At 53.7% G+C, this 24,961-nt stretch carries 22 protein-coding genes and 3 tRNA genes; 7 read left to right on the forward strand and 18 right to left on the reverse strand.

The genetic code is table 11. The features are described from left to right. The first annotated feature begins 23 nt into the window (after window positions 1-23). Together DHf2319_RS04110 and DHf2319_RS04115 are read left to right on the forward strand one after the other, a co-directional pair. Window positions 24-1,181, forward strand: a complete 1,158-nt coding sequence (locus tag DHf2319_RS04110) for an MFS transporter (protein WP_243479553.1) — start codon at window positions 24-26, stop codon at window positions 1,179-1,181. Further along, window positions 1,156-1,497, forward strand: a complete 342-nt coding sequence (locus DHf2319_RS04115; protein ID WP_243479557.1) for a DUF4870 family protein — start codon at window positions 1,156-1,158, stop codon at window positions 1,495-1,497. Before DHf2319_RS04110 ends, DHf2319_RS04115 begins: the two co-directional genes overlap by 26 nt. Here DHf2319_RS04115 and DHf2319_RS04120 read toward each other — a convergent pair. The 16 genes from DHf2319_RS04120 to queA all read right to left on the reverse strand — a co-directional run bounded on the left by DHf2319_RS04120 (window position 1,489) and on the right by queA (window position 17,077). Beyond that, a complete protein-coding gene (locus DHf2319_RS04120; RefSeq protein WP_243479558.1) occupies window positions 1,489-3,258 on the reverse strand; it encodes a TRAP transporter permease in 1,770 nt (589 codons plus the stop codon). The two genes, DHf2319_RS04115 and DHf2319_RS04120, sit on opposite strands and share 9 nt — an antisense overlap. A 37-nt stretch (window positions 3,259-3,295) precedes the next feature. After that, window positions 3,296-4,258 carry a TAXI family TRAP transporter solute-binding subunit gene (locus DHf2319_RS04125; RefSeq protein WP_243479560.1) on the reverse strand — a complete coding sequence of 321 codons (963 nt, stop codon included), beginning with the start codon at window positions 4,256-4,258 and terminating at the stop codon, window positions 3,296-3,298. A gap of 203 nt (window positions 4,259-4,461) precedes the next feature. Continuing rightward, a tRNA-Asp gene (locus DHf2319_RS04130) sits at window positions 4,462-4,538 on the reverse strand. A gap of 22 nt (window positions 4,539-4,560) precedes the next feature. Continuing rightward, window positions 4,561-4,636: transfer RNA gene (locus DHf2319_RS04135), tRNA-Glu, on the reverse strand. Window positions 4,637-4,663: 27 nt separating this feature from the next. Beyond that, window positions 4,664-4,739, reverse strand: a tRNA-Ala gene (locus DHf2319_RS04140). 105 nt (window positions 4,740-4,844) lie between these two features. Then, on the reverse strand, window positions 4,845-6,026 hold the full coding sequence (locus DHf2319_RS04145) for a GNAT family N-acetyltransferase (RefSeq protein ID WP_243479561.1): 1,182 nt from the start codon (window positions 6,024-6,026) through the stop codon (window positions 4,845-4,847). Window positions 6,027-6,045: 19 nt separating this feature from the next. Then, a complete protein-coding gene (gene lnt, locus DHf2319_RS04150) occupies window positions 6,046-7,650 on the reverse strand; it encodes an apolipoprotein N-acyltransferase (protein ID WP_243479563.1) in 1,605 nt (534 codons plus the stop codon). A gap of 4 nt (window positions 7,651-7,654) precedes the next feature. Next, a complete protein-coding gene (locus DHf2319_RS04155) occupies window positions 7,655-8,539 on the reverse strand; it encodes a CorC family transporter (RefSeq protein ID WP_243479571.1) in 885 nt (294 codons plus the stop codon). A gap of 121 nt (window positions 8,540-8,660) precedes the next feature. Continuing rightward, window positions 8,661-9,146 carry an rRNA maturation RNase YbeY gene (ybeY, locus tag DHf2319_RS04160; protein ID WP_243479572.1) on the reverse strand — a complete coding sequence of 162 codons (486 nt, stop codon included), beginning with the start codon at window positions 9,144-9,146 and terminating at the stop codon, window positions 8,661-8,663. After that, the gene (locus DHf2319_RS04165; RefSeq protein WP_243479573.1) at window positions 9,118-10,080 is read right to left on the reverse strand and encodes a PhoH family protein; all 963 of its coding nucleotides are present in this window, start codon (window positions 10,078-10,080) and stop codon (window positions 9,118-9,120) included. Before DHf2319_RS04165 ends, ybeY begins: the two co-directional genes overlap by 29 nt. Then, window positions 10,077-11,432, reverse strand: coding sequence for a tRNA (N6-isopentenyl adenosine(37)-C2)-methylthiotransferase MiaB (gene miaB, locus DHf2319_RS04170; RefSeq protein WP_243479574.1), 1,356 nt, complete (start codon window positions 11,430-11,432; stop codon window positions 10,077-10,079). The genes DHf2319_RS04165 and miaB overlap by 4 nt, the downstream gene beginning before the upstream one ends. A 175-nt stretch (window positions 11,433-11,607) precedes the next feature. Further along, window positions 11,608-12,555, reverse strand: coding sequence for a protein translocase subunit SecF (gene secF, locus DHf2319_RS04175; RefSeq protein ID WP_243479575.1), 948 nt, complete (start codon window positions 12,553-12,555; stop codon window positions 11,608-11,610). A 4-nt stretch (window positions 12,556-12,559) separates the two neighbouring features. Beyond that, a complete protein-coding gene (gene secD, locus DHf2319_RS04180) occupies window positions 12,560-14,440 on the reverse strand; it encodes a protein translocase subunit SecD (RefSeq protein WP_243479576.1) in 1,881 nt (626 codons plus the stop codon). Between the two features lie 76 nt (window positions 14,441-14,516). Beyond that, window positions 14,517-14,858, reverse strand: coding sequence for a preprotein translocase subunit YajC (gene yajC / locus DHf2319_RS04185; protein WP_243479577.1), 342 nt, complete (start codon window positions 14,856-14,858; stop codon window positions 14,517-14,519). 37 nt (window positions 14,859-14,895) lie between these two features. Next, on the reverse strand, window positions 14,896-16,026 hold the full coding sequence (tgt, locus tag DHf2319_RS04190) for a tRNA guanosine(34) transglycosylase Tgt (RefSeq protein WP_243479578.1): 1,131 nt from the start codon (window positions 16,024-16,026) through the stop codon (window positions 14,896-14,898). After that, window positions 16,016-17,077 (reverse strand): tRNA preQ1(34) S-adenosylmethionine ribosyltransferase-isomerase QueA, encoded by a 1,062-nt coding sequence (gene queA / locus DHf2319_RS04195; RefSeq protein WP_243479988.1) that lies wholly within the window; start codon window positions 17,075-17,077, stop codon window positions 16,016-16,018. Before queA ends, tgt begins: the two co-directional genes overlap by 11 nt. Before the next feature lie 169 nt (window positions 17,078-17,246). On the opposite strand from queA, the gene dacB reads away from it, so the two are divergent. Genes dacB through DHf2319_RS04210 form a run of 3 tightly spaced genes read left to right on the forward strand, consistent with a single transcriptional unit; the run spans window position 17,247 to window position 20,362 of the window. Beyond that, entirely contained in the window at window positions 17,247-18,677 is a 1,431-nt protein-coding gene (gene dacB, locus DHf2319_RS04200; protein WP_243479579.1) for a D-alanyl-D-alanine carboxypeptidase/D-alanyl-D-alanine endopeptidase, read from the forward strand. A gap of 54 nt (window positions 18,678-18,731) precedes the next feature. Next, the gene (gene upp, locus DHf2319_RS04205; RefSeq protein WP_243479580.1) at window positions 18,732-19,373 is read left to right on the forward strand and encodes a uracil phosphoribosyltransferase; all 642 of its coding nucleotides are present in this window, start codon (window positions 18,732-18,734) and stop codon (window positions 19,371-19,373) included. Window positions 19,374-19,402: 29 nt separating this feature from the next. Then, a complete protein-coding gene (locus tag DHf2319_RS04210) occupies window positions 19,403-20,362 on the forward strand; it encodes a FecCD family ABC transporter permease (protein ID WP_243479581.1) in 960 nt (319 codons plus the stop codon). Window positions 20,363-20,370: 8 nt separating this feature from the next. Here DHf2319_RS04210 and DHf2319_RS04215 read toward each other — a convergent pair whose 3' ends face one another. Further along, window positions 20,371-21,915, reverse strand: coding sequence for a UbiD family decarboxylase (locus DHf2319_RS04215; protein WP_243479582.1), 1,545 nt, complete (start codon window positions 21,913-21,915; stop codon window positions 20,371-20,373). Between the two features lie 32 nt (window positions 21,916-21,947). On the opposite strand from DHf2319_RS04215, the gene DHf2319_RS04220 reads away from it, so the two are divergent. Continuing rightward, a complete protein-coding gene (locus DHf2319_RS04220) occupies window positions 21,948-22,826 on the forward strand; it encodes a lytic transglycosylase domain-containing protein (protein WP_243479583.1) in 879 nt (292 codons plus the stop codon). 21 nt (window positions 22,827-22,847) lie between these two features. On the opposite strand, the gene DHf2319_RS04225 is transcribed toward DHf2319_RS04220, so the two are convergent. Beyond that, a complete protein-coding gene (locus tag DHf2319_RS04225; RefSeq protein WP_243479584.1) occupies window positions 22,848-24,011 on the reverse strand; it encodes a pyridoxal phosphate-dependent aminotransferase in 1,164 nt (387 codons plus the stop codon). Between the two features lie 35 nt (window positions 24,012-24,046). Between DHf2319_RS04225 and DHf2319_RS04230 the strand changes: the two genes are divergently transcribed. Then, window positions 24,047-24,928 carry a hypothetical protein gene (locus tag DHf2319_RS04230; RefSeq protein WP_243479585.1) on the forward strand — a complete coding sequence of 294 codons (882 nt, stop codon included), beginning with the start codon at window positions 24,047-24,049 and terminating at the stop codon, window positions 24,926-24,928. Window positions 24,929-24,961: the final 33 nt, after the last annotated feature.

Raw genomic sequence — 24,961 nt, forward strand, 5'->3', positions numbered from 1 at the left:
GTGGCTTGCAAACGCCTGCCGCTATGTTCACCACCCTCGCATCCTTTTCTTCTTTATTTCTATCCACATTCGTGATGTTGGTGGGTGTGGGGCTGTTTAACGTCTTCATGGGACTAAAGCTCTCTGAAGATGGGGTCAGTGCGATCTGGATCGGCGCGCTGATGTCAGCCTACTATCTCGGGCTTGTGATTGGTAGTCGGGTTGGTCATCGCATGATCGTGCGTGTTGGCCATGTGCGTGCATTTGCCGCAGCCGCCGCTACTTGCTCGGTCATGGTTCTGATTCAGACACTGGTCTCAGAAAAAGAGATCTGGGTGCTGTTTCGGGTGATTGCCGGGGCTGGCATGGCCGTGCAATTTATGGTGCTAGAGAGTTGGCTTAACGAGCAAATAGAAAACGAGCGTCGCGGTCAAATTTTTTCTGTTTATTTGGTCATGTCTGGCCTCGGTACGGCTATTGGTCAGATGGCTATCACCCTCTACCCATCACTGGATCTGCGCCCATTGATTCTGGTGGCGATTTGCCACGTCGTTGGCTTAATCCCGATTGTCTGGACGGTTCGTTTACACCCCGCGCCGCAGTTACCAGCACCGCTGGATTTTGGGTATTTTTTACGGGTTGCTCCGGCAGCGCTAGTAACTATGTTTGTAGCTGGCAACATCTCCTCCGCTTTTTATGCGCTGGCGCCTGTATACGTGATTGAAAAAAATTTCAGCACGCCTGAAGTCGCTGCATTCATGTCTGTCGCGGTTTTTGCGGGATTGATGGCGCAATGGCCTATGGGTTGGATGTCCGACCGCATTCCGCGTCAACGGTTAATTCTGTTTAATGGCGCAGTGTTGACGTTCGTCACTTTGCTGCTATGGGGATGGCTGCCGATTCCGTTCTGGTTGTTGATGATGATTTCAGCGGTCAGCGGGGTAATGCAGTTCACGCTTTACGCTTTGGCAGGCTCTTTTGCCAATGACTTGGTGACCGCGGACCGACGTGTCAGTCTGAGTGCGGTATTGCTGATGTCGTTTGGTATTGGAGCTTGTCTTGGGCCTTTGCTTGCAGGGGGGCTGATGAGGTTGGCGGGTGTCAACATGCTGTATGTGTTCTTTAGTGCATGTGCAGTGATCTTAATTTTGACCTCAATAACCAGAAGGAAACCCTATGTTAGACAGTCTGACAGCCCGTGAGAAAGTGCAAGCCATCTACATTGCCTATCTCGCGAGCTTGGTGGTAATGCCACTATCGATTGTGGGCGTGTTCTTTGCTTACAAGATTCGGCAGGAGCAACGCGGTAATTGGCTTGAAAGTCACTGCAATTGGCAGATCCAGACATTTTGGATTGGGTTGGTTGCGTTTTTGGTAGGCGGTCTGACGGCCATGTTGTTTGTTGGCTATTTGATTATGCTGGCAACGGGTTTGTGGTTTCTTTACCGAATCATCAAGGGCTGGCTCAAGCTCTCAGAAAACCAGACTGTTGAGCCCAAAGCATATGGTCTAGTCTAAAGGCCAAAAGAGTGTGATTGCGCCGGCCACAACCAGTATCAGTCGTTTACTCCAGTGTCCAGGTGCGATCACGCCGTAAGCCACCAGTGTGGTCGCGCTGCCAATTTTCAGCATCGCAATGATGGCAGCGATCGGACTAGCGCTTAATTCAATCAAACCAGGTGTTGAGATCATACCGAGCGGAATCAAGTACAGGCCCAACCCAAGTGCCATGGCTTTCATGGCGACTTTGAGCCAATTTTCCTCAACCATACCGGCAGCAATGAATACCGCTCCACACACTGGCGGGGTGATGGTTGACAGCAGCGCAAACCAAAATACAAAAAGATGAGTCTGTAAAAGACCCAGGCCAAGTTCGGTCAGTGCAGGTCCTGCCACTGATACGCAAATGACATAGGCTGCGGTGGTGGGTACTTCCATACCCAGCAAAAGGCACGTCAAAGCAGTCAACAAGATAGCCGGCCAAAGCAAGCCACCTGAACCAGACAGGATCACCGAGGTGATTTTCACACCGAGCCCAGTCATGCCCAGCACACCGATGATGATGGATGCACAAATAATGATAGACGCAATCATCGACACTTGTTGGCCCGAGGTCATGGCAGCGTGTCTTACTCGTAACAGCACCGCGCGGCCATCAAATCCGAACGTTTCGTCTGTTAACAGCAGAGCAGCCGCCAGTACGACTGCCATGCAAGCGGCGTATTGAGGGGTGAAGTCCAGGCCAAACATCCCATAGAGTAGGGCTGCAAACGGCACCGCAAAAAAGCCTGTTGTGATGATGACTAATCGCATGCCTGGCCGTTCAGAGGCGGGCACGCCCGGCAGGTTGTAGCGTCTGGCATAGGCATTAATGCCAACCCAGACCGCAACAAAGTAAAGAATGGCCGCCGGCAGTGCCGCGAGCATGATTTGGTCGTAAGGTACGCCGGTCAGCTCAACCATGACAAACGCACCAGCACCCATTAACGGCGGCATGATTTGCCCGCCTGAGGATGCGACTGCCTCGACTGCACCGGCCAGTGACCTTGGATAGCCAAGCTTGCGCATGGCAGGCAGGGTGATGGCGCCGGTCGATGCCACGTTAGCCGATGCTGATCCAGATATCGAGCCAAATAGGGCTGAGGACAACACCGATACTTTGGCGGCGCCACCAGTGAGCCTGCCAGCGACAGCAGCAGCGATGTTCATAAAGCCAGCGCCTGCTTGCCCAGCATTGAGCACCGCCCCAAAAATCACAAATATCGCCACAATCGTGACTGATACGCCTGTCAGGCTGCCCCAGATGCCACCTTCTGTAATGGTTAGCGTTCCAAGAAAGCTTGTTAAAGGCATACCGCCGTGACCGAACTCACCGGGTATATGGTTGCCAAACATGCCATACAAAAGCATCAAAACGGCAATGGCAGGTAGCGGCCACCCGACGGCTCTTCTAGCCATGTCGATAACGACCACCAATAAGCCGATTGCAAGCAGGGTTTGCCACGGCCCATCGATGCTGCCATATTGATCAGACAGTTCGCTGTGTCCGACTGCCACCCATGCGCAACCAACCATGCCGATGGTGCAAAGTAGCCAACTGAACAGATCGGGTGTTTGGCCGCCGGGACGCCACAAGAACAGCCACGGCAAGGCAAGCGCCATGTGAATAGGCCGGCTCACAAGGTTGGGAACCAGACCTGCAAAAATCAGCCAGAGATGAAAAGAGATAGTGACTATGCCCAATGCTGGCCATATGATGTCGCGCGGAGCAAAGGGCATAGTTGTTGCAAACAGAAATAAAAAACCAGGTTTTCTCTTAACGGTTAGCAGCCGTTAGCGGAAAGTTGTTTTCTTGGTAGTAACGCAATGCGCCAGGGTGAATCTTGCCTGGAATGTTGGCGAGCATGTCAGGTGTAACACCCTTCCACCAGGCTGCGGTGTCACCCATGCGGGCGCGTTCAGTCCAGAACGTTTTGGTGAGTTCATAAGCCACATCGTCGCTCATGTCAGTGGTGGTGTAGGCAATCACCGGCAAGGAGGTTGTGTTGATTGGGTTGTCCTGACCCTTGTAGGTGCCTGCAGGAATCGTGACTTTGGTGGCGCCGGTTTGCTCGATCTGGGCATCCGACATCGATAAAATCACAACCGGTGAGCTGGCAGCTGCTTCAATGACGTTTGGGGCAGGAAATGAGCTCGCTGTCACAAACGCGTCAATTTGCTTGTTTTTTAAGGCTGGCACAGCGTTGTTCAACTCAACGTTGGCCAGATTGACTTTGCCATCCAACCCAAAAAGCTTGAGGTACTTCTCACCTTCACGGGCCGAGAATGTGCCCTTACCAATCAATACGTTCTTGCCAGCCATGTCTGCAAAGCTATTGATATTGGCATCTTTGTGCGCGACAAAGTGCATGGTCAGCGATGGAATCGGGAATAGTGCCCGGATGTCTTTGTACTTGGGTGAGGGTTTTTTCTCAAAAGGCCCAGAGTCCTCCATGGCTCTTGTGACCAGCGAGGGCGGTGTGGTGAAGACGTAGTTGCCAGTGCGAGTCGCAGCTTCCATGACGTTTTGTACAGAGCCTTGGCTCTCTTCCACGGTCATGATGATCTGGCCGTTGGAGCCCTGTTTGATTGCCTGAGCAAGTTCGACGCCCATCTGGTAATAGGATGAGCCGACTTTTGCGGACTTATAGGTGATGCGGGTCTCGGCAAGCGCGGTGCCTGTCGTGCCCATGATCAGCGCGGCCAATAGACTAGGCGCTAGACGTTTGAAGGTGTGCATGCAAGGTCTCCAGTTAAAGATACTTGATATTAGAAATGTAACCGCCTGATTATAGGCATGTGGCAAGGGGTTTGGCGCGCTGCTGCGCCTTGGGAAAGAGGCCGAAACGGCAATTGCGGTGGATTGATATTTGTTCTGTGCGCTTGTTCTATAAGCACCATAAACAAAAAGCGCCTCACTGATCGTGTGGGCGCTTTTGAATTTGGCGGAGCGGACGGGACTCGAACCCGCGACCCCCGGCGTGACAGGCCGGTATTCTAACCAACTGAACTACCGCTCCGCAGCGGTACAACAAAAAACTTTGGCGTCCCCTAGGGGATTCGAACCCCTGTACCCACCGTGAAAGGGTGGTGTCCTAGGCCTCTAGACGAAGGGGACCCGGACTTGCTATCTGTTCGCTAAACCTGGTGGAGGTAAGCGGGATCGAACCGCTGACCTCTTGCATGCCATGCAAGCGCTCTCCCAGCTGAGCTATACCCCCAGATCCGGCGAAGAACGAAATTATGCACGAAACTTCGGCGATTGGCAAACGCAAAAGCCGAGCCCGAGCTTTTTGCCTGAGTTTATTGAACGCATTGACCTGTGCCTACTTCGAGTCGAGCGGGGCTTTAAAAGCAGACCCTAGTGATTCGTTGTAAGCAGCTAGCCCGCGTTTTTCCCGTTCCAGGTAGTTTTCAACCGCTTGGGCAAAGCCCTCGTGTGCCAGCCAGTGCGCGGACTGGGTTTGCACCGGCATAAACCCGCGCGCCATTTTGTGCTCACCTTGAGCACCTCCTTCGATGACATCGATACCGTTGGCGATGGCCCATTCAATTGGCGCGTAATACGCCACTTCAAAGTGTAGGCAGTCAATGGCCTGCAACCCGCCCCAGTAGCGCCCATAGAGTTTACGCGTCGTCTTTTGTGTCGCTGGATCAGTGATGTTGTCAAGCAATAGCAGCGAAGCGGCAACTGGCTCTTTCTCCCGATAAGCCAGGATAAGTAAACATGTCTTGGGGTCAACTAATTCAAAAAAATCCCTGGTGAGATAGGGTGGGTTGCCTCTTTGTGCGTAGGTGTTGGCATAGCAGCGGTAGAAGAAGTCCCAGTCGGCATCCGAGATCTCATGTCCGGTCTTCACTGCAGTGGTGACGCCGGCATCGCGCACCTTGCGTCGCTCGGCCCGGATTTTCTTGCGTTTAGGCTGGGTTAGGTGACTCAGGAACTCATCAAACGACTGCCAGCCTTGATTGTGCCAATGAAACTGGGTGTGATGCCTCGAAAGACAGCCCGCGGCAGCTAGTGATCTCTGATCAATGGCGTTTGTGTAAAGTACATGTAAAGATGACAGGTTAGTTGCCTTGGCCGCTTTGATCAAAGCCTGTGCGGCGAGTGCCTTGTGTTCTGACTCGCACAACAAGCGCGCTGAAGTCACTGGGGTAAATGGCACACCAGCGAGCCATTTGGGGTAATAACGCAGACCCGCGCGTTCATAGGCGTCTGCCCACGCCCAGTCAAATACAAATTCACCGTATGAATGTGCCTTGAGGTAGAGCGGCACGATCGCCAACACACTATTTGCATGTCCTTGCCCCACTTCATTCTCGACAATGAGATGCTGGGCTTGCCAGCCAGTGTCTGGACACACACTGGCTGATTGCTCGAATGCTGAGAGAAAACGGTGTGACGTCAGGATTGATCCGCCGGCTTGCGCGTTCAAGGCATCCCAGGCGTGAGCATCGATCTGGGTGATGTCGTCAAGCGAGCGAACCAACAAAGTTTCAGGCATGTGCAGTTTTGTTTGATGACTAGTCAGGTCTGGCGCTAGATCTACGCCTGCGGACCAACGCAACAACGAGTATGCCCCACGCCAGTACCCAAGCGGGATAGTTCCCCCAACGCGCGTATGGCGTCAGTCCTTCGTGGCCTTGCACCTGAACGTCAACATAGCCTGCAGCCATTGTCGGTAGTACGGCGATCGTACGGCCAGCCGGGTCAATGGCGCCCGTCATCCCCGTGTTGGTTGCTCTAAGCGTGGGTCGCCGTGTTTCCATGCTCCGAAACCTGGCCATTTGCCAGTGCTGCCTCAGAGCCGAGCTATCGCCGAACCAACCCAGATTGCTGAAGTTTGCAAGAATGGTTGCGCCTTGACGCACCGCAGGTAGTAGCTCTTGCCCAAAAATGTCCTCATAGCAGATGTTTGGCGCAATTCTCTGCGATCGTACGCTAAAGGGGGTTTGCTGTTCATTGCCAGCGGTGAAATCGCCAAGCGGAATGCGCATTAGATCGATAAACCAGCGAAACCCAGTGGGTACAAACTCGCCAAATGGCACAAGGTGTTGCTTGTCATAGCGCGCATCAGCCAAGCCCTGAGACAGGTTGGCGGGGGCTGAATTAGCGTCAATGGCAATCACACTGTTGGTGTAACGATCGGACTCTGGCCCGTACAACGGGGCACCCAGCATCAAGGTGCTGCCATTGCTATCTGCAATGGCTATCCAGTCTTGCCAATGCCGAGCTGGCACCTGGTGTGACAGCCTTGGAATCACGGTCTCAGGCAGCATGATCAACTCAGGTGCTGGCGTGTCTGCGGCGGGCGCGGATTGGTGTCTGGCGAGTTCTATATGATGTTGATGCGTTTGTTCAAATCGCATCGCATCAAACTTGACACCTTGATCAACATTTCCCTGAATCAGTCTGACGGTTAACGGTTCCCCCGTCGGTTTGGTAAAGCTTGTTTGCTGCAGGCTTGCTCCGATAAAGACTAGCAATATGGCAACGGCCAAGGCGATGCCTCGCTTAGGGGTAAATGAGCTGTCATTCTGTGTGGCCTCGGCCCTTAATGTGGCAGCCACAGCGCCAGCGATCCAGGCAATCACCCAGGTCGTGCCTGGCGCACCGACAATCACCGCCCAGCCAGCCAGCCAGCTATCGGTCTGGCCGTATGCTGTGGACAACCAAGGGAATCCTGTAAAAATGAAGCCTCGCAGCAGCTCAGCTGCTGTCCACGCGCTAGCCCAAACCGTGGCTAACCAGATCAAACTCGATGGTTTGGTTTGGTTGCTGTCTTTGAGTAACCAAGCGCAAACCCAGCCAGCAAATGCAGGGTAGAGGGCCAAATAGGCGCTAAACAACAGCAATGCTAACCAAGCCAACGGTAATGCCAGTTGGCCGTAGACGTGCATGCTGATGGTCAGCCAGTACAGACCCGTCAGAAATTGGACAGCGCCAAATATCATGCCCGTGATTGCAGCGCGCCGGGGCGGTTGGCTAAATGCCCAATGAGCCAGCACAGCGAGCATGACAATTTGAGTCCAAGCCAGTGACCACGCGGGTAAAGGGCCGGGCGCAAACGTCAGTGCATAGACGCCACCAAACAATGCAGGCCAGAACAGGTTGGTTCGTGCCTGCATGTGTTTAGGTTTGTTCTTGGCGCTTGGCCTTCAGATGAGGCAATCGTCTGGCACGTACCCAAAGGGCACGCCGAGAGTCGGCTCTGAGCACTTCGAATAGCAGATCTTCTAGCGCGTGTCGATCACCACGTCGCGGAATTCGGCCAAGCTCATGGGCAAGCCACCCCCCAATCGTGTCGTACTCACCCTCTGGAATTTCGCAGTCCAGCAGCTGGTTTACTTCAGCGAGCTCGGTGGTGGCAAGAATACGCCAGGTGTTGTGGCCATCCGGGAAAATGGTCTGCTCACTGTCGTCGTACTCATCCTCGATGGCACCAACGATTTGCTCAAGCACATCTTCTAGCGTTACTAGTCCAGTGATTCCACCATGCTCGTCGATGACAATCGCAATGTGGTTGCGATGGCTGCGAAACTCTTGAAGTAGAACATTGACTCGTTTGGTTTCTGGTATGAAAACAGCCGGTCGAATCAGGTCTCGCAAGGTCAATGCTGGGTTGAGCATATGCCGCAACAAGTCCTTGGTCATGAAGATACCGATCAGATTATCCGGCGTGTCCTCATAGACTGGAAAGCGCGAATGTGCCATCTCAACAATCTTGGGCAACAAACTCGGTAAGGGTTCGTTAACATCCAGTAGATCCATGCGTGCGCGCGGGACCATGATGTCAGCAGCTGTTTGATCAGATACAGCGAGTGCCCCCTTGAGCATGCCATAGGCATTGCTGTCTATCAGGTCGCGTTCTCTGGCTGCCTCAAGTACAGTGAAGATTCCCTCCCGGTCTTCGGGCTCTCCACGAACTAGAGAGAGAATTCGGTCAACAAGGGATTTTCTGGAAGATGACTTTTTGCCTGGTTCCTGACCAGGCTCGCTAGGGTAGGGTTCTGGCATTGCGGGTGCAATCAAGTTTCGACACCCCTAGGATAACCGAAAGTTTGTGACTGTCTAGTCAAGTCGGACCCCAATAAGCCGGACATTTTCTAGGGATTTCACGTAAATTGCCGTTCAGCAGTCAGGCCACGTAGGGGTTTGGAATGTGCAAGCCCGCGAGAATTTGGGTCTCCAACGCCTCCATTTCATGCGCTTCGCGCGCTTTGAGGTGGTTATATCCTAGCGCATGAAGCGTACCGTGGATGATGAGGTGTGCCGCGTGATGCAAGTATGGCTTGCCCTGTGCACGCGCCTCCTCTGTTAGGACCGGTTTACAAATCACAATGTCGCCCATGATGTGCCCTGTCTGAGCAAAGAACTCGTCGTATTGAAACGTCAACACGTTGGTCGCGTAATCTTTATTTCTATAGGCTAGGTTCAGTGACCTGCCCTCTGCTTTACCCACGAGTCGTACGGTCAGGCTGACCTGTTTGGCTCCCTTGTTGTCAGCGGCATTCAAGGCACGCTGGACCCAGCGCCGTATGCGCCAGCGAGGCAAGTTCTGATCATCAATGCCGTATTGAACAGATAGAGACAGGTCAGGAGTTCTGTGTAGCGTCTTTGTCATAGGCGTCCACAATTCGAGCCACAAGCGGGTGACGCACGACATCCCGGCTGGTGAAGGCAGTCATTGCAATTCCCTGCACATCGGCCAATACACGGGTAGCGTGCGCCAATCCACTGGTTTGTCCACGAGGCAGGTCGACCTGTGTGGGGTCTCCTGTAATCACCGCTTTACTGCCGAACCCGATGCGCGTTAAAAACATTTTCATCTGCTCCGGTGTCGTGTTCTGGGCCTCATCAAGAATCACAAATGCATTGTTCAGGGTGCGACCGCGCATGTAGGCCAAGGGTGCAATTTCGATGGTCTGTTTCTCGAACAAACGCTGCACTTTGTCAAATCCCATGAGGTCGTAAAGTGCGTCGTAGAGGGGTCTAAGATAAGGATCGACTTTTTGGGCGAGATCACCGGGCAAGAACCCGAGCCGCTCGCCAGCTTCAACTGCTGGGCGTGTCAGTATCAGTCGTTGTACGTTGTCGCGCTCAAGTCCATCGATAGCACAGGCCACCGCCAGCCAGGTTTTGCCGGTACCGGCAGGCCCGGTGCCAAACGTGATGTCATGCTTCAAAATATTGTTGATATAGTCAGCTTGGCGAGGTGTGCGAGGTTTTAAGTCGCTTCTCCTGGTGCGTAGCTGATAGTCAGCTGCGCTCTGACTGCTTGTCTTTTGTGTTTGCGCAATCGCGCGCGCCTCAACAATACCTAGTTGAACCTCATCGATAGACAGATCTCGTGATTGCGCTTGCGCATGAAATCTCGACAACAGAACGGCGGCTTGCTCGGCCTGTTCGCCACTGATCTCAAATTGATTGCCACGCCGCCCAATGGAGACACCGAGTGCCTGACTGATTTGACGCAGGTTCTCATCTAAGGGCCCGCATAGTCTGGCGAGTTGCTGATTGTCGCCTTCAAGCTCAAGGCGTCTGATATTTGCACTCATGCAGCTTGTGTCTCGCGCGTCACGACTTCACCACGCAAGCTGTTGGTGTAAGCCGTGTTGATCGTGACATCGATCATCTGGCCAATCAATCGGTCTGAGCCGGCAAAGTTAACGATGCGATTATTTTGCGTGCGACCCATGAGTTCGCCAGCATCACGACGCGAAGATCCTTCGACCAGGATCGTTTGTTTGGTACCGATCATGGCCTGGGCGATGGCGCTGGCCTGCGTGCCAATCAGAGCCTGAAGCCGCTGCAGTCGTTTTAACTTGACGTCAGCCGGTGTGTCATCGGTCAATTCAGCAGCTGGCGTACCAGGGCGAGCCGAGTAAATAAAAGAAAATGAAGTGTCAAACCCGATGTCTTCTATCAACTGCATGGTTTTATCAAAGTCAGCATCCGTCTCGCCGGGAAAGCCAACGATGAAGTCTGAGGACAACGTGATATCCGGGCGTGCTTCGCGCAACCGGCGAACAATTGACTTGAATTCCAGTGTGGTATAGCCGCGCTTCATGGCAGCAAGCACTCGATCGCTACCGGCTTGAACGGGCAGATGCAGAAATGAAACTAGTTTGGGTAGGCGTCGATAAGCATCGATCAGGCGACTGGTCATCTCTTTGGGGTGAGATGTTGTGTAACGAATCCGCTCGATACCCGGGATTTCGTGGACATACTCCAGCAAGGTCGCGAAATCTGCAATCGTTTGTCCGTCGCCCATTAAGCCACGATAAGCGTTGACGTTTTGTCCGAGCAGGGTAACTTCCTTAACCCCCTGATCAGCCAAATCGGCCACTTCAACGAGAACATCTTCAAACGGCCGTGAGATTTCCTCACCGCGCGTATAGGGCACCACACAGAAGCTGCAATATTTACTGCAACCTTCCATGATAGAGACAAAGGCCGTTGGCCCATCTTTGCGTGGCGGAGGTAATGCATCAAACTTCTCGATTTCCGGAAAGCTGATATCAACCTGGGGCTTGCCGAGCTGGCGGCGTTTTTCAATAAGTTCGGGCAATCGATGCAATGTCTGTGGCCCAAACACCACATCCACATAGGGGGCACGTTGCACGATGGCAGCGCCCTCTTGGCTAGCGACGCATCCGCCCACACCGATGATCAGTTTTGGGTTGGCCTCTTTGAGCTCTTTTACCCGACCTAAATCAGAGAAAACTTTGTGTTGTGCCTTGTCGCGGATCGAGCATGTATTAAAGAGAATGACATCGGCCTCTTCAGGATGGCTCGTCAGCTCGGCTGGCGAATCTTTCCCCAGGACATCAAACATCTTGTCAGAGTCATATTCGTTCATCTGGCAGCCAAAGGTGCGGATGAACACTTTCTTAGTGCTTTGTGTCATGTGTTATCGCCGTGACGGGTGTTGATCCCGGGGGCGCCTCTTGAGTTTAAGTAAACCGAAATGTTAATCGCAAAACGGCATTTGACCCAGTGCCAATGGGACTGGTCTGTATGAGTCGAACGTTGTTTAGATCGTTCGTAGATCGCACCCCGGGTGGGCAGTGCGTACACCCACCTTAGGGTTCCTCGGTGTATATCTCTTCGAGCTCGTTGGTTTTCTTGGGTGGCTTGACCAAGTCTTCACGCTTGACACCCAACCAAAGTGCAATTGAAGCTGCCACAAATATGGATGAATAGATGCCAAACCAGATACCAATCGTTAGCGCTAAAGAAAAATACTCGAGTGTCGGTCCGCCAAAGATATACATTGATAGAACCATGATCTGCGTAGATCCGTGGGTAATCACCGTGCGAGACATGGTTTGCGTGATGGCCCCGTCAATTACATCACGAACTTCCACGTTTCTCAGTTTGCGAAAGTTCTCCCGAATTCGATCCATGATCACGACAGACTCGTTCACGGAGTAGCCAAGCACGGCGAGTACACCGGCGAGCACTGACAGTGAGAACTCCCACTGGAAAAATGCAAAGAACCCCAAAATGATTACCACGTCATGCAGGTTCGCCACGACACCAGCTACGGCGAATTTCCACTCAAACCGGATAGCCAGATAGACCACAATGCCGATAATCACAAAGAGCAACGCTAGAAGACCGCTTTCAACCAGTTCCCGACCAATCTGGGGCCCGACATATTCGACTCGCTGCAAAACGATGTCGGGAGCATTGGCGGTCAGCGCGGCCATTACCGCCTGACTTTGGTCTGCCGAGGACTGCCCGTCGATGATCGGCAGGCGAATCAGCACATCTCGCGAGGTGCCAAAGTTTTGAACTTGAAAGTCGGTGTAGCCCAATGTGCTGAGTTCTTCGCGGACCTGAACCAAGGGCGCGGTATCAGGATAGGTCAATTCGATCACAGTGCCGCCGGTGAACTCAATCGACAAGTTAAATCCGCGGGTGGCGATGAACACAACGGCCAAAACGAAAAACGTGAGGCTGATCAGATTCAGCACCAACGAGTGGCGCATGAATGGGATGGTGCGAGAGATGCGAAAGAATTCCATGTTGTCAGCCCTTCGGTTTCCAGACTGTACCAATGGACAGCCCTTGCAGTTTCTTGCGACCGCCGTGGGTCAAATTCACCATGGCACGAACGCCCACCACAGCTGAGAACATCGAAGTCAGAATCCCTAAGCAATGCACGACCGCGAAACCACGCACGGGTCCGGTGCCAAATATGAGCAAAGCAATTCCGACAATCAATGTGGTCAGGTTCGAGTCCAGGATAGTTCCCCACGCCCGCTCAAAGCCAATTTGAATGGCAGATTGCGGGGGCTCACCACGCCTTAATTCTTCCCGAATACGTTCATTAATGAGCACGTTGGCATCGATGGCCATCCCGATTGTCAGGGCAATCGCTGCAATGCCTGGGAGCGTGAGCGTTGCCTGCAGCATCGACAACAGCGCTAGAAGCAGAAAAACGTTGAATGTTAGGCCAACCGCTGAAAACAAGCCGAATAAACGATAGTAAGCGATCATGAAGATCGCGACTGCGACGAAGCCCCACAGCGTGGCGTTAAATCCTTTGGCAATGTTCTCGGCACCAAGACTCGGACCAATGGTGCGCTCTTCGATGATGGTCATGGGGGCTGCCAGAGAGCCAGCCCGTAAGAGCAAAGCTATGTCAGCGGCATCTTCGGCACTCATGCTGCCGGAGATCTGCACTTGCCCACCCGGTATTTCACTTCGGATGACCGGCGCAGTCACGACCTGACCTTTGCCTTTTTCAAACAAGAGGATGGCCATACGCTTGCCAATGTTGTCGCGCGTGACATCCCGGAAAATTCTTGCACCCTTGCTGTCTAGTGTGAGATGCACTGCCGGTTGTTGGTTTTGGGAGTCACGTCCAGCCTGTGCATCTTGCAAGTTTTCGCCTGAGAGGATGACTTGGCGGCGCAACAGAATGGGTCGCCCATCGGTATCATCGTAGCGCTCAAGGCCGAACGGTACCGTACCGGCAGAAAGCGCCGACATGGCAGTCGGCGAGTCGTCCACCATACGGATTTCCAGCGTTGCAGTGCGCCCTAGAATTTCCTTGGCTTTCGCAACATCCTGAACGCCGGGCAGTTGGACCACGATTCGATCCGCGCCTTGCTGCTGAATGACGGGCTCGGCGACACCAAGCTCATTAATCCGGTTGTGCAAAGTGGTGATGTTCTGTTTGAGGGCAGTGTTTTGGACGGTGGCCACTGCGCCAACATTGAGTTGACCAGCCAGCAGTGGACGTCCACTGTTTGCGCCATCACTGACGCCCTGGTCAAACGCCATATCCGGGTAGCGGTTACTCAACAGTGCAAGTGCACGCGCGCGCGCCTCGTTGTCGGCAAATATGGTCACGACTGACAAATCGACGCGTTCTACTGCCGTACTCGGAATACGCGCCTCCCGCAGTGCGGCTCTGATTTCGGTAGCGAGCGAGTCATAGCGTGCGGTAAGGGCACCCCGCATATCGACTTGCAGCAAGAAATGCACTCCGCCTCTTAGATCGAGACCAAGATACATGGGATTTGCGCCGATTGCACTTAGCCAATCGGGTGAGGCTGGCAAAAGATTCAGTGCGACGGTATAGCTTGGATCAGCAGGATTTGGATTGAGGGATTTTTCGATGACGTCACGGGCTTTTAGCTGTGTGTCAGTGTCTGCAAACCTAACCCTGACTGTACCCACCGGACCATTACGCTCGAAACTTGAACCCGTTCCAGTGATATTGGCCTGAGCCAGAATATTCTCGACCCGTCCCTGCATGTCGGGTTCGATTTTGATGGTGGATTTGGCACTCGAGACCTGAACAGCCGGTGCTTCCCCATAGAAATTGGGCAGCGTGTAAAGAAACCCTACAACGAGGGCGACCAGCACGGTCAGGTATTTCCAAAGGGGGTAACGGTTCATGGACGACGGTCGCCAGCGTTAGCGTTTCAAAAAGCCAACCGCCGGCAGCTGCCGGCGGTTCAGTGCAATCGCAAATTTAGATCTGCTTCATCGTGCCTTTGGGCAGCACGGTCTGAACAGCGCTGCGCTGAATCAGAATCTCGACGGGCTTGTCAGCCAATTCCGACACTTCAACGCCAATGTAGCTGTCGGTGACCTTGGTGATTTTGCCGACCATGCCACCAGCCGTAATAACTTCGTCACCTTTAGCCAAGCCAGCTACCAGTGCCTTGTGTTCTTTTTGACGCTTCATTTGTGGGCGAATCATGAGAAACCACAGAATGACGAACATCAAGACAATAGGTAACAAACCCATTAGCGAACCAGCGTCACCACCAGCTTGAGCCAGAACCAGACCGGCTGTATCTTGCAAAGACATTAAAGCCTCCTTAGTAAAACCTTTTAAAAGTCGCCCGCTATTGTACCGAGTTGGACGATCGTTGCCTTAAAAACTCGGCCGCCCACGCATCAATCGTATGATTTTCAATAGCCTGACGCATCTCAGCCATGATCTTCAGATAGAAATGCAGGTTGTGCAAGGTATTAAGGCGAGCCCCAGTGATCTCGTTCAGGCGCTGTAAATGATGCAGATAAGCGCGCGAGAAATGTTGGCAGGTGTGACACTCGCAATCCTCATCGAGCGGTCGTTCGTCATCGCGGTATTTTGCGTTACGGATCTTAATGTCACCTTGCCGGGTAAAAAGCCAGCCATTGCGCGCGTTTCGGGTTGGCATCACGCAATCAAACATATCCACACCTGCCAGCACGCCAGCAACCAGATCTTCTGGCGTGCCAACACCCATCAGGTAACGCGGTGCGTGCTGGGGCAGTTTCGGCGCGGTGTGCTCAAGTACCCGCATCATCTCGTCTTTGGGTTCGCCCACGGACAGTCCACCAATCGCGTAACCGTGAAACCCGATGTCAACCAGCGTAGCCAGTGACTCCTCACGCAAATCTTCGAACATCCCACCTTGGACGATCCCAAACAAGGCGTTCGGGTTATCGAGTCGATCAAACTCAGCCTTTGACCGCTTGGCCCAGCGCGCTGAGAGATGCATGGATTGTGCCGCCTGAGCATGTGTGGCGATATTCTCGCCGATCTTGTAGGGCGTACATTCGTCGAACACCATCACGATGTCACTATTCAGGCTGCGCTGGATTTGCATGGAAATTTCGGGTGTTAGAAATAGCCTTGCGCCATCAACTGGCGAGGCGAATTTGACCCCTTCCTCGCTGATTTTGCGCATGCCTTGCAGGCTAAAGACTTGAAAGCCGCCGGAGTCAGTGAGAATGGGCTTGTCCCAGCCCATAAAACCGTGCAGGCCGCCATGCTTGTCAAGGATTTCGGTGCCGGGCCGCAGCCACAGGTGAAATGTATTGCCCAGGATAATCTGTGCGCCGATTTGTTCTAGTTCATGTGGCAACATCGCCTTGACGCTACCGTAGGTACCGACCGGCATGAATATTGGGGTATTGACCACCCCGTGATTCAGCGTCAGGCGGGCTCGTCGTGCACGACCATCTGTGGCTAGAAGCTCAAACTGCATTGGGTAATCCTTTGTCAAGGAACATGGCGTCCCCATAGCTAAAAAAGCGATAGCGTTGATCCACGGCATGCTCATAAGCCCGCTTCATGGTTTGCAAGCCAATAAACGCGGAGACCAGCATCAAAAGCGTGGATTGTGGCAAATGAAAGTTCGTGATCATGGCATCCACAATCTGCCATTGATAGCCAGGCTTGATAAATAGCTGCGTGTCGTCCTGGTGCGCACGCAGCTGTCCGCCGTTGGCCTTGCACGCTGACTCCAGTGCTCGAACACTGGTTGTCCCAACGGCAATGACTCTGCCTCCAGCTGTTTTGGCGGCTTCGATGGCTGAGACCGTTTGGGCGGGAATGGTGTACCACTCGCTATGCATCTGGTGAGTTGATAAATCGTTGTCACGAACGGGTTGAAACGTACCTGCGCCGACATGCAAAGTGACAAAGGCCTTGCCAATTCCACGCTTGCCAAGTTCGTCGAGCATCGCCTCATCAAAATGCAGCCCGGCAGTGGGGGCGGCGACAGCGCCAGGATGTCGGGCGTAAACGGTCTGGTAGCGTTGTTCGTCCTCTGGCTGGTCAGCGTGCTCAATGTAGGGCGGCAATGGAACATGACCATATTGATCAAGTGCGCCAAGCACCTCCTGATCAAACTCAAGTTCAAACAAATCATGGTGACGCCCCAATACACGCGCCTCCAAGTTGTCAGCCAGGGTCAGTTTGCTGCCAGTCTTGGGGGTTTTACTAGCGCGAACATGTGCCAGCACTCGGTGACTGTCCAGGATTCGCTCTACCAGCACTTCAACTTTGCCGCCCGTGTCCTTGGTGCCAAGCAGCCTCGCTTTGATCACCAGGGTGTCGTTAAACACCAGAATGTCATTTGGTTTGAGCAGATCCAACAATTGATTGAATTGACGATCATGCCATTGACCTGTCTCATCCACGTGCAGTAGTCGACTATCCGTTCGGCGTTCAGCCGGATGCTGTGCAATCAAATCGGTTGGCAAGTGATAGTCAAAGTCCTTGAGCGAGTACTCAATCTGGTTTTCGCTGGCCATGCCCGATGTTGAATTGTCGTGGTTACTCACCGTAGTTCCTGCCATAATGAAGCCGACTTGGTTTATTTGGGCAAGATTGTATCGGGCATGGTGTTTGGTTGCTTAAAACCCGTTCGATTCGCCATAAAGGACAGTAGTGGGCGCAATTTTTTACCGCATGGAGACCTAGATGTTGCACCGTAAGTTTGCCATGATGCTTGTTGCTTGGGCAGCAGCGCTGTTTGGTGGCGCGGCAGGGGCCGCTGATAAGCCAATGCCGCCCGAGGTCGCCAGAGCCTGGTCAGCAACGGGTTTGCCATCATCTGCTTTGTCGATGGTGATCGAAGAAGTGCAGGGTGATCGTCTGGCGGCGGTCAATGGCGCTGAATTTAAAAATCCGGCCTCAGTGATGAAGCTGGTGACCACCTGGGCTGCATTAAGTGAGCTTGGGCCCGACTATGTATGGCAAACCGCATTTTTAATCGATAACAATGCGACGGTTAGTGACGATGGGGTGCTCTCGGGCCCGGTCTACCTCCGGCCAACCGGCGACCCCGTCATTATGCTGGAAGACTTGTGGCGTTTGATGCGAGAGTTACGCTTGCGAGGCATTCGGCAAATCAACGACATTGTGGTGGATCGATCGCCGTTTGGTGAAGTGGCCATTGATCCTGCCGAGTTCGACGGCAAGGGCGATAGGCCGTATAACGCGAGTCCGGATGTTTTTATGGTGGGGTTCGGTGCGGTGCGGCTGGTTTTTACGCCAGACTTGCAGGCTAAACGCTGGCGAGCCTTTGTTGACCCACCCATTCCGGGTATCGAAATTGATAGTGACATCAAGTACCAAGATGGCAGCTGTCGTCGAGGCCCTCGGGTGAGTGTTCAAACCGTCAATGGGGCTGACGATGTCAGGTTTCGTGTCAGCGGTGAAGCCCATGGCGCTTGTGGTGAATTTGATTTCTATCGACTGGCATTCGATCAGCAGGCTTTTGCGGCGCGGACTCTCAAAACCATGTGGCGTGAGCTTGGCGGCACGATGACAGGCACGGTTAAAGACGGTTCGATTCCTGCCGATGCCGTGCCATTGGCCGCACATCAGTCCCCACCGTTGGCTGAGGTTATCCGTCTCGTTAACAAGCGTAGCAATAACGTCATGACACGCGTGTTGTTATTGACGCTCGGGGCGCAGGCTGGACAGCGGCCGGCAACCGTGGCGGGCAGTGCTGAGGTGGTCAAGCGAATATTGACGGCACAGGGCATCGAGCTTGGCCAAACGGTGATTGAGAACGGGTCTGGTTTGTCTCGCAATGCGCGGATCAGTGCCGACGTGATGGCCGATATGTTGCAGCATGCATGGCGATCGCCTGCCATGCCGGAGTATGTGTCCTCGATGGCAATTCTGGGGGTTGATGGAACGCTCAAGCGTCGCTTGCGCGGTGATGATGCCCGCGGCTATGCGAATATGAAAACCGGTGCGTTAAAAGATGCGAGAGCGATCGCGGGCTATGTGTTGTCCAAATCAGGCAAGCGCTATGTTTTTGTGAGCCTGGTTAACCATCCGCAGGCCTATAAGGCGCGAGATTTTGAGAATGCGGTCATGGCTTGGTTAAACGACCGTTGATGGCGAGCATGTTGTGCACATGATTGATGACTTTTACTGGCAGGAGAGCCTGGCGTGGCTTTGCATGAAATAAAACATCCTCTGGTTAGGCACAAGCTTGGCCTGATGCGTGGTGCTGCTTTGAGCACAAAAAGCTTTAGGGAACTGGCGCAGGAAATCGCCACACTTTTGATGTACGAGGCAAGCAAAGACTTTGTGCTTGAGCCGTATACAGAACGTGGCTGGGCTGGTGATGTCACGGTAGAGCGCGTGGCCGGTAAAAAAGTGACGGTCGTACCCATATTACGCGCTGGCATTGGTATGTTGGACGGTGTTTTGCAACTCATACCCGGTGCTCGGGTCAGCACAGTTGGTTTGGCTCGTAATGAAGATACCCTGCAGGCGCATACTTATTTTGAGCGTCTGGCGGGCGAGCTCGATCAGCGTATTGCCATCATTTTGGATCCGATGCTAGCGACTGGTGGCTCGATGGTGGCTGCCATTGATTTGCTAAAAAAGTCAGGTGCGCGTGATATTCGTGCGTTAGTGTTGGTTGCCGCGCCCGAGGGCATCAAGCGGGTCACTGACGCACACCCAGATGTTGAAATCTACACGGCGGCTGTTGATCGGGGGTTGAATGAGGACGGCTATATCATGCCAGGCCTTGGCGACGCAGGTGACAGGGTATTTGGCACCAAACAAAAGCATCATGACTAGCCAGAGCTAGGCGTCTTGAGGCACGGTCGGTGAAGTTCGTCTGGTTGCTCGTCGGGCTCCTATTGCTGGTTTTCGCTAGCCTGGCAACCGGGCCTGTGGCGGTTGCTTTACCCCAATGGCTCGCCTGGTTAACTGGGCACGCCGATGACCAAACGCGGCTCGTGCTCGGCGAGCTGAGACTGCCGCGCACCATCATGGCGGTGCTCACGGGTGCAACGCTCGCTGTGGGTGGTGCGGTCATGCAAAGCCTTTTTCGAAATCCATTGGCCGAGCCTGGCTTGGTCGGAGTATCCGCTGGCGCTGCTTTAGGCGCAGTCAGTGCCATGGTACTAGGTCTGACCAGCCTGCTTATCGTCGGCGTTGCTGGATTTATAGGTGCATTGCTGGCAACCGCGCTGGCCTGGCAGTTTGCCCGTGGCTGGCCAGGCTCAGCGGGTTTGTTATTGGCCGGTGTTGCGATTAACGCTTTGGTTTTTAGCCTCATCAGTTTGTTGATTGCGTTCGCTTCAGATGACCAAATCCGGTCGATGACCTTTTGGTCACTGGGCAGCCTGACCCGTGCGCCTTGGATAGTCGTCCTGGCGTTGACGGTTTGGGTGCCCATCGGCTTATGGTGGATATACCGTCGCTGGCCCTGCCTGAACGCGCTTCTGATTGGTGAGGCACAAGCTGCCCACGTGGGCGTAAATGTGTCGGCTTTGCGCGCGAGCATGATCGTGGCGATGGCTCTTCTGGTGGGTCCGTTGGTCGCCTTTACGGGTGCGATCAGTTTTGTAGGATTGCTCGTGCCGCAATTCGTGCGCCGGGTATTCGGTAGTGACCATCGGCAATTGCTGCCTTTGGTGGGCCTGGTTGGCGCAAGTGTGGTGTTGGCCGCAGACATTGTCTCGCGCTTGCTGGTTGCGCCGGCCGAGTTACCGATTGGCGTGGTGGTTAGTCTGGTCGGCGCACCAGCATTTTTGTGGCTGTTGCGCCGACCGCTTGCTTAGTCCCGACTCTAGAGTCCAAGCTTGTCCCAAAGCTGATCCACGCGCTGTTTGACGTGTTCATCCATCTGAATGGGACGCCCCCACTCCCGATCGGTCTCTCCAGCCCATTTGTTTGTTGCATCCATACCCATTTTGCCACCTAGGCCTGAGACGGGTGACGCAAAATCAAGGTAATCGATGGGAGTGTTCTCTACCAGTACTGAGTCGCGCACTGGATCCATACGTGTTGTCATGGCCCAGATCACTTCCTTCCAGTCGCGAATGTTGATGTCTTCATCCACAATCACCAAAAACTTTGTGTACATGAATTGGCGCAGTATGCTCCAGACGCCAAACATGACGCGTTTGGCGTGACCCGGGTACTGCTTGCGAATCGAGATGACCGCCAGTCGATAACTGCAACCCTCGGGGGGCAGATAAAAGTCTTTGATTTCGGTGAGTTGTCGCTGCAGCAAGGGCACGAACACTTCGTTGAGCGCCACACCAAGTACTGCCGGCTCATCGGGTGGTTTGCCTGTATAGGTCGTGTGGTAGATGGGATCGCGTCGCATGGTGATACGGTCGACGGTAAAGACCGGAAACCAATCCTGCTCGTTGTAATAGCCTGTGTGGTCACCATATGGACCTTCTAGTGCAAGCTCGTAGTCGCTTTTCGGCGGTGCAGGTGTATCCGCATCGAGTGTTGGGGTGATTGCTCTGGGGTCTGAGGTTGGCAATAAGTGACCCTCCAGCACGATTTCGGCCGTCGCCGGCACGGTCAAGTCGCTACCAATGGCTTTTGTAACTTCAGTGCGAGCACCGCGCAGCAGCCCGGCAAATTGATACTCGGACAAACTGTCGGGCACCGGTGTGACTGCACCGAGTGTCGTGGCAGGGTCGGCACCCAAGGCAACAGCGATCGGAAATGGTTTGCCAGGATGGGCAATCGCATGGTCCCTGAAGTCCAGTGCTCCGCCCCGGTGTGATAGCCAGCGCATAATGAGTTTGTTGCGGCCGATGACTTGTTGGCGGTAAATGCCAAGATTTTGTCGGCGAGCGTTGGGTCCGCGCGTGATGACCAGTCCCCACGTCAATAAGGGAGCGATATCACCAGGCCAGCAGGTCTGAATTGGTAATCTTGACAGATCGACGTCATTGCCCTCCCACACAGTTTCCTGGCAGGCCGCACCGCGAACATTCTTGGGGCTCATGTCCCACAGTGCAGATTTGAGCATGGCCACTTTGCTAAATGCGTCTCGCAATCCTTTAGGGGCTTCTGGTTCGCGCAAAGAGGCTAATAAATGTCCGATGTCTCTGAGTGAGGCGACATCGTCCGCACCCATGCCTAAAGCAACACGCTCCGGTGTACCAAAGAGGTTTGCCAATACCGGCATTTGGGCTTTTTTACCCTGGTGTATGGCATGTTCGAAGATCAGGGCCGGCCCAGCTTGGCGCAACACTCGATCCGAAATCTCGGTCATCTCCAAGCGAGTGTCGATCTCGGTGGTGATTCGTTTGAGCTTGTCAGAGCGCTCAAGCTGACTAAGAAAATCTCGCAAATCGCGGTATCGCATGACATGTCCCATTAAAACGTTAGAATTCGCTCATGACTGAGGCATTATCACCCAACAACCGCTCAAGGCTGTCTCGGGCTCAACATCAGTTGGCACTGACTGTGCGCACCGCGGGTGCCTATCTTGGCGTGGCTGCGTTTGTCGTGGTGTTTCTCGTATTGTCAGTGCCAGCGCTGCGCCAGCAAGTCACCCTATTGCATGAGGCAGTGCTAGTTGCTTTAGCGCCTGAGGGTACCCGACAAGCGATATCGAGCATGGGCTTTGTCAGCCCGCCCAACGTAGTAGCGCCACAGGTTTCTCCTGTGGATCTTGATTCGGTCCCCGTCCGGGTGCTTGAGCAGTTGCCTGAGACCAATGAGAAAACGCAAGAGCCTGAAATAGAGCGAACCGAGCGAGTCGGTCTGTTAGGCGACATTCCTTTAGAGCAAATTCAAGCCGCACGCGAATTATTCGGGGTATCCGAGGCCCAACTAAAAGCGCTCGAGCACTACATTGCCCGTAAGTACCGAGTGGCCAAGGCGGTCACTGATCGTATCGTTGAATCGGCATTCGTGGTGGGAGCCGAGCTCAATGTCAATCCGGTGTTGATTCTGGCGGTGATGTCAGTTGAGTCACGCTTTAACCCTTACGCTGAAAGTGGTGCAGGGGCTCAGGGACTCATGCAAGTCATGACGCGAGTGCATACCGACAAATTTGAAAAGTTTGGGGATGGTCCAGAAGATGCTTTTCATCCTGAGATCAATATTCGCGTTGGAGCCCAAATTCTGCATGACTGCATACGTCGTCGGGGATCGGTCACCAATGGCTTGAAATGCTACGTGGGAGCATCCGGACCGGATGATGGCGGATACGGCACTAAGGTCCTGTCGGAAATGCGTCGCATGGCCTTAGCCGCCAAAATCAAGGTGTGACCGGTGAATCCTCGGCCACTATTACGTGTTCAAGCAACGATCGATCCGCCCAACAGCATCCTCTAACCTGTCCAAGCCGATGGTGTACGCCAGTCGGACTTTAGACTTGGCGTGGGCCGGACCGAAGTCAATGCCGGGTACCAATGCGACACCTGCCTTCTCAAGCAGTACATCTACCAACTGATCACTGTCATTGCTAAAGCGACTGATATCGGCGTAAACATAAAAAGCGCCATCAGGTTTGGCCGGAATATCAAAGCCGATGGCTTCAAGTCCTTGCACCAGAAAGTCTCGTCGGGCACGAAACGCTTCACGGCGATGTTCGAGCAGCTCAATGGTGTTCGGTTCAAAGCATGCAAGTGCACCATGTTGCGCTAGGGTAGGCGGGCAAATCATCAAGCTTGAGGCGAGTTTTTCGATGGGAGCCACCAGTTCTGGTGGGACGATCATCCAGCCTAGTCGCCATCCTGTCATGTGAAAGTATTTTGAAAAACTGTTCAAGATAATGAGGTTGTCGTCAATTGCCAGTGCCGAACAGCGTTTGTCGCGATAGGATAGGCCAAGGTAGATTTCATCCATCATGACAAAGCCGTTGAGTTGGTTGACCGCGTTGATGATGCCGCGCAGCTCGTCGGGCTCAATTGAAGTGCCCGTTGGGTTGCCGGGTGAAGCGATCAGCACACCAGCCGTGCGCTCGGTCCAGTGCATGCGGATGTCTTGAGCCGTCAGCTGAAACTGACGCTCAGGCTCAGTGCGTATGAGCTTGGTTGTACCGCCAGCGGCCATGATGAAGTTACTGTTTGCCGGGTAACAAGGGTCAGGCATGAGTACTTCTTGTCCCGGGTTAATCAGGGCCAGGCTAGCCAGCAGCAAGGCGCCGCTTGCGCCGTTCGTGACAATCACGCGGTGTGGGTCGACGCGAGCGCCAAGTTGATCGGCGTAAAATTGTGCGATCGCCTCACGTAGTGGCATGATGCCTGCAGCGGGACCATACTTGCCCAAACCCTTGTCAGCCGCCAACTTCATTGCCTCTAGTACGGCAGGTGCTGCCGTAAAGTCTGGCTCACCGATGCCCAAGCTGATGATGTCTCGGCCGAGGGATTGAAGCGCCAGGGTTCGTTTGAAGATTTCCATGGCGTGAAAAGTTTGGGTGTGCTGCAAACGATGTGCTAATTGGGCTGTCATGAACATCTCTGGCAAATGAATGTAAGGAAATTGTAGTGGCTGATTCAGCGTCTCGTCGGTCTTTCCTGTTTGGGCGACAAGCCACAGCCCATGACGACTGGTCAAAATTTGTTGTCACGCTGCGTCGCGCCTGTCAGGGGTCAGTTCGGCTTTTGGCCGAGCGCGAAGCGCATTTGCTACCCGCTTCGCTTGATGACGTGATTCAGGCGAGGCAGTTGTGTCAGAGTTATCACGTTTTGATGGTTCTGCAAGGTATTGAACTACCAGCATGTGATCGTGGCAAATTCATCTTGTGGGTTGAGGCTGGCAGTGCCTGGGGATCATTAATCCCCCTGGGCGATAGTGGTTTGTGGCGGGTGGATGCGGGCTGCACCCTGGCCGTGATGCAGGCAGCAGGCTTAGTCCAAGCACCCGAGACGGGTGGTGTCGAGAATCTGGGGCTTTGGTTTGCTAGCGCCTATCGCCACCTTTCTTTATCGCGCAGTGGGCTAGATGGCCGCCTGGTCAGCATAGACTGGTTATTGCCAAATGGCACGATTGAGGTATTTGGCGCCTTTGGTGCCCAGGATGCCCAGCCGCTTGCGTCGTTAGCGGCTCAGAAATTGGTGCCTAAACTTTTCGAGTTATCTGGGGCGCCTGAAGTACGAGCCGGGATTGATCGACAGCTATGGCCATCGCGATTCCATCTTGATGCTTTGTTAGACGTCAATCAGGTGAATCTGGCGCATTTTTTTATTGGTCATGGTGGCGCTCTGGGCTGGCTCGTTGCTGCGACATTTAAAAAGACCGAGATTGCGCTAGATAGTCCGATTCAACACGGGATTGGCGAAGACGTGATGGCTGAGCTTGATGCGCAAACCAAAGATATTGTTGATCCGGACAAGGTGTTTGTGTCGCTATCAGATCAAAACAGATAGAATCGACTTTTGTTTTTCTCTGACGAACCAGGT

Origin of the sequence: Orrella daihaiensis, assembly GCF_022811525.1 — a bacterium.
Lineage (GTDB): Bacteria > Pseudomonadota > Gammaproteobacteria > Burkholderiales > Burkholderiaceae_B > Algicoccus > Algicoccus daihaiensis.

Coding starts and splice junctions, on each gene's coding strand:
- DHf2319_RS04110 (WP_243479553.1), top strand. CDS start 24: ATGTTCACCACCCTCGCATCCTTTTCTTCTTTATTTCTATCCACATTC.
- DHf2319_RS04115 (WP_243479557.1), top strand. CDS start 1,156: ATGTTAGACAGTCTGACAGCCCGTGAGAAAGTGCAAGCCATCTACATT.
- DHf2319_RS04120 (WP_243479558.1), bottom strand. CDS start 3,258: ATGCCCTTTGCTCCGCGCGACATCATATGGCCAGCATTGGGCATAGTC.
- DHf2319_RS04125 (WP_243479560.1), bottom strand. CDS start 4,258: ATGCACACCTTCAAACGTCTAGCGCCTAGTCTATTGGCCGCGCTGATC.
- DHf2319_RS04145 (WP_243479561.1), bottom strand. CDS start 6,026: ATGCCTGAAACTTTGTTGGTTCGCTCGCTTGACGACATCACCCAGATC.
- lnt (WP_243479563.1), bottom strand. CDS start 7,650: ATGCAGGCACGAACCAACCTGTTCTGGCCTGCATTGTTTGGTGGCGTC.
- DHf2319_RS04155 (WP_243479571.1), bottom strand. CDS start 8,539: ATGCCAGAACCCTACCCTAGCGAGCCTGGTCAGGAACCAGGCAAAAAG.
- ybeY (WP_243479572.1), bottom strand. CDS start 9,146: ATGACAAAGACGCTACACAGAACTCCTGACCTGTCTCTATCTGTTCAA.
- DHf2319_RS04165 (WP_243479573.1), bottom strand. CDS start 10,080: ATGAGTGCAAATATCAGACGCCTTGAGCTTGAAGGCGACAATCAGCAA.
- miaB (WP_243479574.1), bottom strand. CDS start 11,432: ATGACACAAAGCACTAAGAAAGTGTTCATCCGCACCTTTGGCTGCCAG.
- secF (WP_243479575.1), bottom strand. CDS start 12,555: ATGGAATTCTTTCGCATCTCTCGCACCATCCCATTCATGCGCCACTCG.
- secD (WP_243479576.1), bottom strand. CDS start 14,440: ATGAACCGTTACCCCCTTTGGAAATACCTGACCGTGCTGGTCGCCCTC.
- yajC (WP_243479577.1), bottom strand. CDS start 14,858: ATGTCTTTGCAAGATACAGCCGGTCTGGTTCTGGCTCAAGCTGGTGGT.
- tgt (WP_243479578.1), bottom strand. CDS start 16,026: ATGCAGTTTGAGCTTCTAGCCACAGATGGTCGTGCACGACGAGCCCGC.
- queA (WP_243479988.1), bottom strand. CDS start 17,077: ATGGCCAGCGAAAACCAGATTGAGTACTCGCTCAAGGACTTTGACTAT.
- dacB (WP_243479579.1), top strand. CDS start 17,247: ATGTTGCACCGTAAGTTTGCCATGATGCTTGTTGCTTGGGCAGCAGCG.
- DHf2319_RS04215 (WP_243479582.1), bottom strand. CDS start 21,915: ATGCGATACCGCGATTTGCGAGATTTTCTTAGTCAGCTTGAGCGCTCT.
- DHf2319_RS04220 (WP_243479583.1), top strand. CDS start 21,948: ATGACTGAGGCATTATCACCCAACAACCGCTCAAGGCTGTCTCGGGCT.
- DHf2319_RS04225 (WP_243479584.1), bottom strand. CDS start 24,011: ATGACAGCCCAATTAGCACATCGTTTGCAGCACACCCAAACTTTTCAC.